12 protein-coding genes are annotated in these 11,969 nt (G+C 64.9%); 4 read left to right on the top strand and 8 right to left on the bottom strand.

Going from position 1 to position 11,969, the window contains the following annotated elements:
• Window positions 1–125: 125 nt before the first annotated feature.
• From LPA37_RS24845 to wrbA, 4 genes are all read right to left on the bottom strand, one after another.
• A complete protein-coding gene (locus LPA37_RS24845) occupies window positions 126–956 on the bottom strand; it encodes a metallophosphoesterase (protein WP_228975352.1) in 831 nt (276 codons plus the stop codon).
• A gap of 37 nt (window positions 957–993) precedes the next feature.
• Entirely contained in the window at window positions 994–2,433 is a 1,440-nt protein-coding gene (locus LPA37_RS24850; protein WP_229013973.1) for an FAD-binding oxidoreductase, read from the bottom strand.
• 137 nt (window positions 2,434–2,570) lie between these two features.
• Window positions 2,571–3,005: a DUF2069 domain-containing protein gene (locus tag LPA37_RS24855; RefSeq protein ID WP_228975348.1), complete on the bottom strand. Its 435-nt coding sequence runs from the start codon at window positions 3,003–3,005 to the stop codon at window positions 2,571–2,573.
• Window positions 3,002–3,604, bottom strand: coding sequence for an NAD(P)H:quinone oxidoreductase (wrbA, locus tag LPA37_RS24860; RefSeq protein WP_228975346.1), 603 nt, complete (start codon window positions 3,602–3,604; stop codon window positions 3,002–3,004). Before wrbA ends, LPA37_RS24855 begins: the two co-directional genes overlap by 4 nt.
• 99 nt (window positions 3,605–3,703) lie before the next feature.
• Between wrbA and LPA37_RS24865 the strand changes: the two genes are divergently transcribed.
• Entirely contained in the window at window positions 3,704–5,005 is a 1,302-nt protein-coding gene (locus LPA37_RS24865) for a YihY family inner membrane protein (RefSeq protein ID WP_324251705.1), read from the top strand.
• A gap of 68 nt (window positions 5,006–5,073) precedes the next feature.
• Here the strand turns inward: LPA37_RS24865 and LPA37_RS24870 are convergent, their stop codons facing one another.
• The 3 genes from LPA37_RS24870 to LPA37_RS24880 all read right to left on the bottom strand — a co-directional run bounded on the left by LPA37_RS24870 (window position 5,074) and on the right by LPA37_RS24880 (window position 7,773).
• The gene (locus tag LPA37_RS24870) at window positions 5,074–5,394 is read right to left on the bottom strand and encodes a DUF962 domain-containing protein (protein ID WP_228975690.1); all 321 of its coding nucleotides are present in this window, start codon (window positions 5,392–5,394) and stop codon (window positions 5,074–5,076) included.
• 169 nt (window positions 5,395–5,563) lie between these two features.
• Window positions 5,564–6,394 carry an alpha/beta fold hydrolase gene (locus LPA37_RS24875; RefSeq protein ID WP_229013974.1) on the bottom strand — a complete coding sequence of 277 codons (831 nt, stop codon included), beginning with the start codon at window positions 6,392–6,394 and terminating at the stop codon, window positions 5,564–5,566.
• The gene (locus LPA37_RS24880) at window positions 6,391–7,773 is read right to left on the bottom strand and encodes an O-acetylhomoserine aminocarboxypropyltransferase (RefSeq protein WP_228975339.1); all 1,383 of its coding nucleotides are present in this window, start codon (window positions 7,771–7,773) and stop codon (window positions 6,391–6,393) included. The genes LPA37_RS24875 and LPA37_RS24880 overlap by 4 nt, the downstream gene beginning before the upstream one ends.
• 164 nt (window positions 7,774–7,937) lie before the next feature.
• Here LPA37_RS24880 and LPA37_RS24885 point away from each other — a divergent pair, with 164 nt between their 5' ends.
• The 3 genes from LPA37_RS24885 (at window position 7,938) to aroC (ending at window position 11,762) form a co-directional block, all read left to right on the top strand.
• Window positions 7,938–8,393 (top strand): CBS domain-containing protein, encoded by a 456-nt coding sequence (locus tag LPA37_RS24885; RefSeq protein WP_228975335.1) that lies wholly within the window; start codon window positions 7,938–7,940, stop codon window positions 8,391–8,393.
• A 166-nt stretch (window positions 8,394–8,559) separates the two neighbouring features.
• Window positions 8,560–10,497 (top strand): MFS transporter, encoded by a 1,938-nt coding sequence (locus LPA37_RS24890; protein ID WP_229013975.1) that lies wholly within the window; start codon window positions 8,560–8,562, stop codon window positions 10,495–10,497.
• A gap of 164 nt (window positions 10,498–10,661) precedes the next feature.
• Window positions 10,662–11,762: a chorismate synthase gene (gene aroC, locus LPA37_RS24895; RefSeq protein ID WP_229013976.1), complete on the top strand. Its 1,101-nt coding sequence runs from the start codon at window positions 10,662–10,664 to the stop codon at window positions 11,760–11,762.
• 124 nt (window positions 11,763–11,886) lie between these two features.
• On the opposite strand, the gene LPA37_RS27930 is transcribed toward aroC, so the two are convergent.
• On the bottom strand, window positions 11,887–11,969 hold an 83-nt coding region (locus LPA37_RS27930), incomplete at its 5' end, for a 4Fe-4S dicluster domain-containing protein (protein WP_200878033.1).

The following is an 11,969-nucleotide window of genomic DNA, read 5'->3' on the forward strand; positions in this document are numbered from 1 at the left end:
CGGTTGACATCGCCGCCCACGCGATACCACACGAATTCGCCCGCCGGCACGCAGTCGTTGCGCGCCATCGTTTCAGGTTCCCGCAATGGCAGCGTCGGAAAGAACCACGCATGGGAACCGCGGCGCTAGATTTCCACCACCTTGTCCCACGCGAAATCGGGGTTTTCGAGCTTGCGGGTGCGCCGGTCGATATAGCCGCGCGGGTTGCACACCACGCGCGTGCCGTTCACCGTGTAGTCGAACGCGGTATGCGTATGCCCGTGGATCCACAGCGCGGCGGGTGCCCGGACGAGTTCCGGCAGATCGTTGACGAAGCCGGCCGACACGCGGTCGTCGGCGTAACGGGCGGCGAGACTGAGCCGGTGCGGCGCGTGGTGGGTCACGACGATCGTCTTGCCGGCAAACGGCTTCGCCAGTTCCGCCTCGAGCCAGGCGCGTGCGTTCCTGTGTAGCGCGAGCGAATCGGCGGGTGTGAAGTCGCGTGGGCCGGCGGCGTTACCGTCTTCGTTACCGGCATCCTGGGCGTTTGGCCAGGTGAGCTGGATGAGTCCGCGGAAGTCGAGCATCACGCGCTCGGCCGCGGCAATCGACTCCGCGCGCGCCTCGTCGCTCGTGCCGTAGAGCGCGAAGTCGGTCCACAACGTGGTGCCGAGCACGCGCCAGCGGCCGTCGGGGGCGACCAGCGAAGCATTATTCAGGAAGTGGATGTTATCGACCGCATGCGCCGCGTCGTGCATGGCCGACTCCAGCGCGCCGAACTCGCCGTCGTAGTACTCGTGGTTACCCGGCACGTAGATGACGGGCACCGCGTCATCGAATGTTTCCGCCGCCCAGCGCAGGCCGAGCGCGTGATTGTGGATGTCGCCGGCGAGCACCACCAGATCCGCGTTCGCATGGGGGATCACTTCGGGCTCGTCGCTTTCGAGATGCAGGTCGGACAGGACACGGATCTTCACAGGCACGGCTCCTTCTTCAAGATCGATGCGCCGGACCTCAGCGTATCACCTTGCCGGCGTTCATCAGATTGAGCGGATCGAGCGCGGCCTTCAGGGTGCGCATCAGCTGAACCTCGACGGGTTGCTTGTAGTGCATCGCCTCGTCGATTTTCAGCTGCCCGAGGCCGTGTTCCGCGCTGATGCTGCCGCGATGCCGGTGCACGCTGTCGTACACGATGCGGGCGATCGATGTCTGATACTGCGTCAGAAACGCCTTTGCGTCGACACCTTCGGGCGCCTGCACGTTGTAATGCAGATTGCCGTCGCCGAGGTGGCCGAACGTCACCATGCGTGCGCCCGGCACGTGCTCGGCGATCGCCGCGCCGGTTTCATCGATGAAGTGGCCGATGCGCGAAACCGGCACGGCGATATCGTGCTTGAGGTTCAGTCCTTCCTCGGCCTGGGCGAGCGGAATATGTTCGCGCAGGTTCCAGAACGCCCGCGACTGGGCGATGTTTTCCGCGACGACCGCATCCTCGACGAGGCCTTCTTCGAGCGCGTGTTCCATCAGCCGTTCGAAGAGCGCGCGCGCGTGCTCCTCGCTCTCGCTGTCCGACAGTTCGAGGAGCACGGCCTGTGCGTGCGATTCTGCAAACGGATAGCGCATCTGCGGGAAATGCTTGCCGACGAGCTTCAGACAGAAATCCGACATCAGTTCGAAGCCGGTCAGCAGCGGTCCGGCAAAGCGCTGCGTGAGCGCGAGAAATTCGAGTGCCGCATGCGGCGACGCAAGCGCCGCGAGCGCCGTGACGCGCGCGGCCGGTTGCGGATGCAGCTTCATGACAGCGGCGGTGATGATGCCGAGCGTGCCTTCGGCACCGATGAAGAGGTCGCGCAGGTCGTAGCCGGTGTTGTCCTTGCGCAGCCCGCGCAGGCCGTCCCAGAGTTCACCTTGCGCCGTGACGATTTCGAGGCCGAGACACAGTTCGCGCGTGTTGCCGTAACGCAGGACGCCAGTGCCGCCCGCGTTCGTCGCGAGATTGCCGCCGATCGTGCAGCTGCCTTCCGCCGCGAGGCTGAGCGGAAACAGACGGCCGGCTTCCTGCGCGCGGGCCTGGACGTCGGCGAGCACGACGCCTGCTTCGACGGTGATCGTGTTGTTGTGCGGATCGATATCGCGAATGCGGTTCAGGCGCTTCAGGCTCAGCACGGCCTGCTCGCCGCTGCTGTCGGGTGTTGCGCCGCCGGCGAGTCCGGTGTTGCCGCCTTGCGGGACGATCACGATGCGATGTTCGACGGCAAGCCTGACGAGCGCCGCCACCTCCCCGGCCGACGACGGGCAGAGCACCGCAAGCGTGGCGCCGGTGTAGCGGCGGCGCCAGTCGGTGACGTACGGCGCGGTGTCGTGCGGGTCCGTCAGGACGTGCGCGGCGCCAATGGCCGCGCGGCATGCGTCGACGAACGTGTGATGGCGGGAGGCTTCAGCAGGTTGAGTCATGATGGTCGGTCAGTGTGTATTGCGGGCTTCGGGCGTGGGTTCCTGTCTTGCGTGCGCGATGCATGCGACCGGCATGCATATCTGTTTCAGCCGATTTTCCACGTGTGTGGCGTGCGTGGCGTGCGCATTACGGCTGTTCATACGGCGGCTTTCTTCGCGCGCTTCGCCGCGCGTTTGTAGGGCGCGACGTAGCCGAGCGCGCAGACAAAGAAAACGCCCGCGAGCACCGTTTCGAACCAGCCGAGCCGTGCGCTCAGGCCCGCATCGGTCATGCCGCGCACGATGCCTTCCGCGAGATAAGGCAGCACCAGCATCGAAGCCCATTGCAAGGTGTACACGCGATGGCGCAGCACGCCGCCCAGCGCGAAACACAGCGGCACGGCCTTCAGCACGAGCGCCGAGCCGCCTGGACGCAGCGGCGCAAGCCACCATTCCCACGCGATCGACAACACGATCAGCGCGATCAGCGTCACCGAGGCGCCGTGCGCGAAGCCGCGCGGCGCGCTAACGGGCGCGGTCGATGGCTCGGGTGCTGGAGTGAGGCCCGCGGGCGGCACATGCGGTGTGTTCATGGCCGCTCGCTCATCATCGAAGCCGCCCGGGCAACGCGCGTGCCCAGCGCGATCGCGAGCGTTTTTTCGTCGGCGGAAATACCCTGTCCGGCCGAGCCCGCGCGCGCGAAATGCGACGCGCCGTAGGGTGTGCCGCCGGTCTGCGTGGTGGTGAGCGTGCTCTCGGTGTACGGAATGCCGAGGATCATCATGCCGTGGTGAAGGAGCGGCAGCATCATGGAAAGCAGCGTGGTTTCCTGCCCGCCGTGCAGGCTGCCCGTCGACGTAAACACGCAGGCCGGCTTGCCAGCGAGCGCGCCGGAAAGCCACTGGGGTGTCGTGCCATCGAGGAAATATTTGAGCGAAGCGGCCATGTTGCCGAAGCGGGTGGGAGAACCGAGCGCGAGCCCGGCGCATTCCTCGAGATCGCGCAGTTCGACATACGGCGGGCCCCCGGCGGGAATGTCCGGCTGGGTCGCCTCGCAGACGGTCGAAACGGGCGGCACGGTACGCACGCGCGCCTGCATGCCCGGCACGCTGTCGATGCCGTGTGCGATCGCCAGCGCAAGCTCGCGCGTGGCGCCGTGACGGCTGTAATAGAGCACAAGAATGTCTTTCATAGGCCTCGTCGGTGAGCGGGTATTATAGGGGCTGGGTCCGCGCGCACGTTGCGCGGCGGGCGGTTTCGCGCGGCGAAGGAGGTGCTTTTGTTGTCCAGAATGCGTGTCGATCTCGACGTAGTCCGGCGTCTTGCGCAGTTTGCCGCGCAACGCAGCAGCGAAGACCGTATTCCGCAGGTGGCCGGCAGCCTCACGTTCACCACGATGCTCGCGATAGTCCCGCTCGCGACGGTCGCGTTTGCTCTCTTCACCGCATTTCCGATTTTTGCGTCGTTCCGGGTGTCGCTGCAGGATTTTCTCGCCGACCATCTGATGCCCGCGCAGATCAACAACCAGATTTTCAACTGGCTGAACGAATTTGCGTCGAAGGCTAAAGGCCTGACGACGATGGGCATGATCTTCCTGTTCCTCACGTCGGTGATGACGATGATGACGGTCGAATCCGCCTTCAACGTGATCTGGCGCGTGCGCAAGCCGCGACCTTTCGCGCAGCGCGTGCTGGTCTACTGGGCGATTCTCACGCTGAGCCCGCTGCTGATCGGCTTCAGCCTGTCGATTTCCTCCTATCTCTTCACGCAGTCGATGGCGTTCACCGGCGCGCAGCACGTGCCGACCGTGATCGAATGGGCGTTGACGGGTGCGGCGTTGCCGCTCACCGCGCTCGCGTTCACGATGCTGTACGTCTATCTGCCGAACTGCCGGGTCGAATGGCGCGACGCGGTGGTCGGCGGCCTGTGCGCCGCACTCGCCTTCGAACTCGCGAAACGCGGCTTTGGCTATTACATCCGGCGCATTCCAACGTACACGGCCGTCTACGGCGCGTTCGCCGCGCTGCCGATGTTCCTGCTCTGGATGTATCTCAGCTGGTTCGTCACGCTGGCGGGCGCGATGATCGCCTCGGCGTTGCCGGCCATCCGCACCGGCCAGTTCCACCGGCCGCAGTTTCCCGGCAGCGACCTGTTCGACGGACTCGAACTTCTGGCACGGCTCTCCGAAGCCCGTGAAGCCGGCAAGCCGGGCTACACGATCCAGCAGCTCGCGCGCATGCTTCGTCGCGATATGGATACGACCATCCGTATCACGCGAGAACTCGAAAACCGCGAGTGGGTTGCGCACCTGGAGGAAAACGGCGCGCAGCCGCACTTTCTGCTGCTCGCGAACCCGAACCAGATTACCGTTGCGCACCTGTTCGCGATGTTCGTCATCGACCGCCCGGAACTGGAGTACCAGTTGAATCTCGATTCGACGCGCGTGGATGGCGCATCGCTGCTCGCCGCACTCGATAACGACAAACTCGACATTTCGCTTGCTTCGCTGCTGCTGACGCGGGCCGCCGCACGCGCGTCCGACAGCGCCGGGGACGACGCACAGCGGCGGGCGATGCCGCATCAGACGGCGTAGTTCGACGAGCGTCGCGATTACGGCTACGGCCCGAACGGTTCGTCGCTCGTCATTATTCTGCTATCCCGCTAAAGCGGGATTTTCCCGGTGCAGATGTCCCTGAACATCACCCAGTCGCCCATCAGGCTGTAAACCGGATGCCGGAAGGTGGCGGGGCGATTCTTCTCGAAGAAGAAATGCCCGATCCACGCGCAGCCATAGCCGCAGACGAGGGCGGCCGGCAGCCATACCCAGCCGCCGGTGGCGAGCGCCATCGCAAGAAAGCCGATCACACCCAGCGAGCCCACGAAATGCAGCCGGCGCGATACCGGGTGACGATGCTCTTCCAGGTAGAACGGATAGAACTCCGCGAAACTCGCGAAGTGACCGGTATGAGTGGTGTGTGCCATCATCGCCTCCGTTTCTTCCATGCCCGGCCGTTACACGTCGCGTGCGCCATGCACGTGCTGCCGGACAACTGAATTCATTGTGCTGCTAACGGATCAAGGGCGCAACCTGGCCGTCCGGCCGATGGTGCGCGCCGCTGCGATTCGCTATCGTGGTGGCTGTCGCGCAGGTTCAGGGGTTCGGCGCGGCGCGGGATGCAAATGTGAACAGGGCGTCGAGCGTTGCGTCCGGCTGCTCGGACATCAGCGCATGCCCCGCGTCCAGCGTGACAGTGTCGACGGCGGCACCGGCGCGCGCAAACGCGTCGGCGAGCGTGCGCGAAGCGCGTGGCGGCGTCATGGCGTCGCGCCACCCGACAATCAACCGCACGGGGCATCGCACCTGCGCTGCCCGCGCGATGCCTTCCGTCCAGGCGTTGCAGGCGCTGAAGTCCGTGTGAAAGAGGCGGGGCTCGCCGGTGGCGGCGACGCGCTCCATCAGCCGCTGGTTCATGCCGTGCAGCCAGAAGCCCGGCCCGGGACACGACGGCTTGGCGGCGAAGGTCGAGTGCGACCACTGGTTGACCATCGCGATGGCGTCGGGTTCGCGGTTCGCCGCCGCGTCGAGCAGGGTATCGGAAACAGTCATGGGCGCGGCGGTGGCGAGCAGCGCGAGATGGGTCGCGCGCTTGGGGTAGCGCGCGGCGAAATCGAGCGCGATGAGCGAGCCCATGCTGTGGCCGGCGCAGAACGCGCGCGCGACACCCGCCGCGTCGAGCAGCGCGGCCAGCCAGTCGGCCATGGCGCCGATGTCGCGCAACGCGGGCCCGCGGCTGCGGTGATGACCCGGCAGGTCGACCGCGAGCACGCCGAAGCCGTGGTGCGCGAAGTAGCGGGTCTGCAGCGCCCATACGCTGTGGTCGTGTTCGGCGCCGTGAATGAACACGGCCGTTGGGAGCGCCGGATCGAACGGTTTGCCGCCGGTGTAGGCGTACGCGGGCTGGCCGTGAACCTCGAGAATCATGCGGACTCCTTGCGCGCGCCGCCTTCCCTGGGTGGGGTTGCCGCCCCGTTGCTTGCAGTGCCTTTCGCGGTGTCTTTCGCCGCGCCTGTACCGGCGGATTTCTGCGACGCCTTCAGCGCGCGCTTGAGATCGTCGATCAGGTCGTCGGGATCTTCGAGGCCGATCGACAGCCGGATCGTGCCTTCGGCGATCCCGGCTGCGGCAAGCGCGGCGGCGTCCATGCGGAAATGCGTCGTGGACGCGGGATGGATGACGAGCGAGCGCGCGTCGCCCACGTTCGCGAGGTGCGAGAAGAGGGAGAGCGTTTCGATGAACCGGCGCCCAGCGGCGCGGTCGCCCCGCAGGTTGAAGCTGAATACCGCGCCCGCGCCACGCGGCAAAAGACGTTTCGCGAGCGCGTGGTCGGCATGCGATTCCAGTTCCGGATACGCGACGGATTGCACCGCGGCGTGGGCGGCCAGAAACGCGACCACCTTGCGCGTGTTCGCGACGTGGCGTTCCATGCGCAGCGGCAGCGTCTCGATGCCCTGCAACAGCTGCCAGGCGGCCTGTGGATGCAGGCACGCGCCGAAGTCGCGCAGGCCCTCGCGGCGGGCGCGCAGCAGGAACGGCGCGACGGTGCTTTCCTCGGCGAACACCATGCCGTGAAAGCCTTCGTACGGCTCGGTAAATTCGGGAAAGCGCCCGGACGCCTCGAAGTCGAATGTACCGCCATCCACCAGCACGCCGCCGATCGTCGTGCCGTGTCCGCCGAGAAACTTGGTCGCCGAGTGGTAGACGAAGTCGGCGCCGAGGTCGAACGGCTTGATGAGGTACGGTGTCGTGAACGTCGAATCGACGAGCAACGGCACGCGGTGCTCATGGGCAATGCTCGCGACTGCGGCGATATCCAGCACGTCGAGGCCCGGATTGCCGAGCGTTTCGCCGAACAGCAGCCGTGTATTGGGACGCAGCGCGGCGCGCCAGGCGTCGAGGTCGCCCGGTTTGACGAACGTCGTTTCGATGCCGAAACGCCGGAGCGTGTAGTGCAGCAGGTTGTGCGAACCGCCGTAAAGCGCGCTGGATGCCACGATGTGGGAGCCAGCGCCCATCAGCGTGACGATCGCAAGGTGCAGGGCGGCCTGGCCGCTGGCGGTGCCGATCGCGCCGGCACCGTTCTCCAGCGCGGCGACGCGCTCCTCGAAGACGGCGACGGTCGGGTTCGACATCCGCGAATACACGTGGCCGGCGCGCTCCATGTTGAAGAGCGATGCGGCGTGGTCGGCGTCGCGGAACGAAAACGAGGTGGTCTGGTAGATCGGCGTGGCGCGGGCGCCGGTCGTCGGGTCGGGGGCAGCGCCGGCATGCAGCGCAAGCGTGTCGAAACGGTTGGCGGACATCGTGAGCGGCGGAGCCACGGGTGGCCCGGCGAAGGATGAAAGTGGGGGCCATCGTATCACCGGGGCCCGGGCGCGTCCGCATGCGGTTTGCCCGCTTTCCTTTTGCACCCCTTTCCGCTAGGATCGAAAGTCAGTCAGGCTTTACGGCATTACAGGAGACAATCATGCGAGTCAGCGACATCCTCAAGGTCAAGGGCAATACACTTTTCACCGTCACGCCCGATACCGCGCTGAGCGAAGCAGTCAACACAATGGCCGAGCACGATATTGGCTCGCTGGTCGTCATGGAATACGGCGATCTGGTCGGCATGCTGACCTTCCGCGAAATCATTCTCACGCTGCGCGAAAATGGCGGCAGCGTCGGCACGTCGACGATCCGCAAGATCATGGACGACCATCCGCTTACCTGTACGCCGGAAACGGATGTGAACGAAGTCCGCCGCATGATGATCGAGCATCACGTTCGTTATCTGCCCGTGCTCGAAAGTCGCACGCTGATGGGCGTGATCTCGTTCTATGACGTTGCCCGGGCGGTCGTCGAGGAACAGGGTTTCGAGAACCGCATGCTGAAGGCGTATATCCGCGACTGGCCCGAGCAGGAGCAGGAACAGTCGCGTTGAGCGTTCGCCGCAGCGGGCGGGCATAGATATAGATCGCCGTCCGCGTTCAATGCGTCGCTGCAGTAGAAATGGAATCTGAGCAGAAAGCGCGCGCGAAAGCGTGCGCTTTTTTTGTGTCCGCGCAGGCCGCTGGTCGCCCTTACCTCAAGTCCTGGTTACCGTTTTCATGAACGATCGTCCGTTACCTGGAGTCCGTCGCGCCAGTCGTCCTGGCGGGGAGCACGAATCGCAGTTCCGCCTGCTGCGGGAGCGCCGTTTCGCGCCGTTTTTCTGGACGCAGTTTCTCGGTGCGATGAACGACAACGTCTTCAAGATCGGCTTCTCGTCGCTGGTCACGTTTCAGACCGCGCGGTTTTCAGGCGTCGACGCGAAGACGGCCGCGTTTCTGATTTCGGCCGTGTTCATCCTGCCGTTTGTGCTGTTCTCGGCCACCTCGGGGCAGATCGCCGACAAGTACGACAAGGCGATGCTCACGCGCTTCGTGAAAACGTTCGAGATCGGCGTGATGCTGGTCGGCGGAGCAGGATTCGTGTTCCACAGCGCGGCGTTGCTGTATGTCTGCACGTTCCTGATGGGCGTCCATTCCACGCTGTTCGGTCCAGTGAAATACGCGTATCTGCCGCAGCATCTGTCGAAACAGGAACTTGTCGGCGGTAACGGGATGGTCGAGATGGGCACGTTCGTCGCGATCCTGATCGGGACGATCGTCGGCGGAGCGGCTGCGGGCTTTGTGGAACACGGTGCCGTGGTGCTCGCGTGTGGCTGCGTGGCGATTGCACTGGTCGGGCGGCTCGTGTCGGGTGCCGTGCCGGAGTCGGCCGCGCCGCATCCGGAGTTGCCCATCAACTGGGATCCGGTCAGCGAAACGTGGCGCAATCTGAAACTCGCCCGCGAAGACCGCACGGTGTTCCTGAGCCTGCTCGGCATTTCGTGGTTGTGGTTCGTCGGCGCCACGTTCCTGTCGTCGTTTTTCAGCTTCGCGAAAGACGTGCTCTCGGCAAACCCGGATGTCGTCACGGTGTTGCTCGGCACGTTCTCGATCGGTATCGGCATCGGCTCGCTGCTCTGCGAACGGCTGTCGAAACGACGCATCGAGATCGGTCTTGTGCCGCTCGGCTCGATCGGCATGAGCGTGTTCGCCATCGACCTCTACTTCACGAGCCACGCGATCCCGCCGGCCGCGCATCTGCTGGGCGTCGGCGAGTTTCTTTCGCTGTTGCCGCACTGGCGTATCCTCGCGGATCTTTTCCTGCTCGCGATGTTCGGCGGTTTCTACAGCGTGCCGCTCTACGCATTGATCCAGAGCCGCTGCCAGCCCGGCTATCGCGCGCGCATCATCGCGGCGAACAATATTCTGAATTCGCTGTTCATGATCGTGTCGGCGCTGATGGCGGTTGCGCTGAGTGCGGCGGGCGTCGGCATTCCTGGCATCTTTCTCGTGACGGCGATACTCAATATCGTGGTCGCCACCTACATCTATTCGCTCGTGCCGGAGTTTCTGCTGCGTTTTATCGCGTGGCTGCTGGTACACACGTTTTATCGCATCCGCCTCGTGCACGCCGAACGTATCCCCGAGGAGGGCGGCGCGGTGCTCGTGTGCAATCACGTGAGTTATCTCGATGCGGTCGTCATCATGGCGGAAAGCCCGCGGCCGATCCGTTTCGTGATGGACTACCGGATTTTTCGCTCGCCGTTTGCCGGATGGCTGTTTCGTCAGGCGAAGGCGATCCCGATCGCACCCGCGCACGAGAACCCGGAGATGCTCACGCGCGCCTACGAGACCTGTGCGAAAGCGCTCGCCGAAGGCGATCTGGTGTGCATCTTTCCCGAAGGCAAGCTGACGCGTACGGGCGATCTGAATCCGTTCCGGCATGGCGTGAGCGAAATCATCCAGCGCACGCCGGTTCCGGTCATCCCGATGGCGTTGCGCGGACTGTGGGGCAGCGTGTTTTCGCGGCATGAGGCCACGCACCTGCCCCGGCCGGTCCGCAAAGGCGTGATGAGCCGTCTGACGCTCGCGGTCGGCGAGCCGCTCGATCCGGTAACCGTTACGCCTGAAGGTTTGCAGCAGGTCGTGACGGAGTTGCGCGGCGCGCGTAAATAGCCGCGGCGCCACGATCGCCGGGTGTGCCTCGCGGCCAGGTCCGGCTGCGTGTTTCCAGCGGGCGGCGGGCATTCGAACAGGGCCCGCGCCGCTCGCCGGAGGGCGCGTTCAGGCGGACGGGCTGGCATAATAGCGGCTTCCCCGCCTTTCTTTGGACGACGCTCATGTCCGGCAATACCCTTGGTACGCTTTTCACCGTCACGACCTTTGGCGAATCGCACGGTCCGGCAATCGGCTGTGTCATCGATGGCTGTCCGCCGGGAATGGCGCTGACGGAAGCCGATATCCAGTTCGAACTCGATCGCCGCAAGCCGGGCACGTCGCGTCATGTCACGCAGCGCCAGGAAGAGGACAAGGTCGAGATTCTCTCGGGCGTCTTCGAAGGCACGACCACCGGCGCGCCGATCGCGCTCCTGATCCGCAACACGGACCAGCGCAGCAAGGATTACGGCAACATCGCCGATACGTTCCGGCCGGGGCACGCCGATTACACCTACTGGCAGAAATACGGTATCCGCGACTATCGCGGCGGCGGCCGTTCGTCGGCGCGTCTGACGGCACCGGCCGTCGCGGCCGGTGCGGTCGCGAAGAAATGGCTGCGCGAGAAGTTTGGTACCGAAATTCGCGGCTACATGAGCGCGCTGGGCGAGATCGACGTGCCGTTCGTCGACTGGTCGCATGTGCGGGAGAACCCGTTCTTCGCGCCGAACGCCGACATCGTCCCGCAGCTCGAAGAATATATGGACGCGCTTCGCAAGGATGGCGACTCGATCGGCGCGCGCATCAATGTGGTGGCATCGGGCGTGCCGGTGGGGCTCGGCGAGCCGCTCTTCGACCGTTTCGATGCCGATATCGCGCACGCGATGATGGGCATCAACGCGGTGAAGGGTGTGGAGATCGGCGCGGGTTTCGCGAGCGTCGCGCAACGCGGCTCGGTACATGGAGATGAACTGACGCCGGAAGGCTTCGTCGGCAATCACGCCGGCGGCGTGCTCGGCGGTATTTCGAGCGGGCAGGATGTGACGGTTTCGATCGCGATCAAGCCGACGTCGAGTATCCGTACGCCGCGTCGCTCGATCGACAAGGCGGGGCAACCGGCTATCGTCGAAACGTTCGGACGTCATGATCCGTGTGTCGGCATCCGCGCGACGCCGATCGCGGAAGCGATGCTCGCGCTGGTGATGATCGATCACGCGCTGCGGCATCGCGCGCAATGTGGCGATGTCGTCGTCGCCACGCCGAAGATCGCGGCAAGCGCACCTTGATGCGCTGAAGTCAGCACGCTGTGTAGCGCTTTCGTACGGCGAATGGCGCAGGCGCCGAGAAACAAAAAGCCCCGCTCGGTCGCGGGGCTTTTTACTCTTTTTACTGCATCACAGTGCAGCCGGATCACATATTCGGATAGTTCGGCCCACCGCCACCTTCGGGCGTGACCCACACGATGTTCTGCGTCGGGTCCTTGATGTCGCACG

It is taken from the genome of Paraburkholderia gardini (genome assembly GCF_907164545.1).
In the GTDB taxonomy this organism is placed as follows: domain Bacteria; phylum Pseudomonadota; class Gammaproteobacteria; order Burkholderiales; family Burkholderiaceae; genus Paraburkholderia; species Paraburkholderia gardini.

Excerpts from the sequence above, each read along its gene's own strand:
- LPA37_RS24850 (WP_229013973.1), bottom strand. The coding sequence starts at position 2,433 with ATGACTCAACCTGCTGAAGCCTCCCGCCATCACACGTTCGTCGACGCA.
- LPA37_RS24855 (WP_228975348.1), bottom strand. The coding sequence starts at position 3,005 with ATGAACACACCGCATGTGCCGCCCGCGGGCCTCACTCCAGCACCCGAG.
- wrbA (WP_228975346.1), bottom strand. The coding sequence starts at position 3,604 with ATGAAAGACATTCTTGTGCTCTATTACAGCCGTCACGGCGCCACGCGC.
- LPA37_RS24865 (WP_324251705.1), top strand. The coding sequence starts at position 3,704 with ATGCGTGTCGATCTCGACGTAGTCCGGCGTCTTGCGCAGTTTGCCGCG.
- LPA37_RS24870 (WP_228975690.1), bottom strand. The coding sequence starts at position 5,394 with ATGGCACACACCACTCATACCGGTCACTTCGCGAGTTTCGCGGAGTTC.
- LPA37_RS24875 (WP_229013974.1), bottom strand. The coding sequence starts at position 6,394 with ATGATTCTCGAGGTTCACGGCCAGCCCGCGTACGCCTACACCGGCGGC.
- LPA37_RS24880 (WP_228975339.1), bottom strand. The coding sequence starts at position 7,773 with ATGTCCGCCAACCGTTTCGACACGCTTGCGCTGCATGCCGGCGCTGCC.
- LPA37_RS24885 (WP_228975335.1), top strand. The coding sequence starts at position 7,938 with ATGCGAGTCAGCGACATCCTCAAGGTCAAGGGCAATACACTTTTCACC.
- LPA37_RS24890 (WP_229013975.1), top strand. The coding sequence starts at position 8,560 with ATGAACGATCGTCCGTTACCTGGAGTCCGTCGCGCCAGTCGTCCTGGC.
- aroC (WP_229013976.1), top strand. The coding sequence starts at position 10,662 with ATGTCCGGCAATACCCTTGGTACGCTTTTCACCGTCACGACCTTTGGC.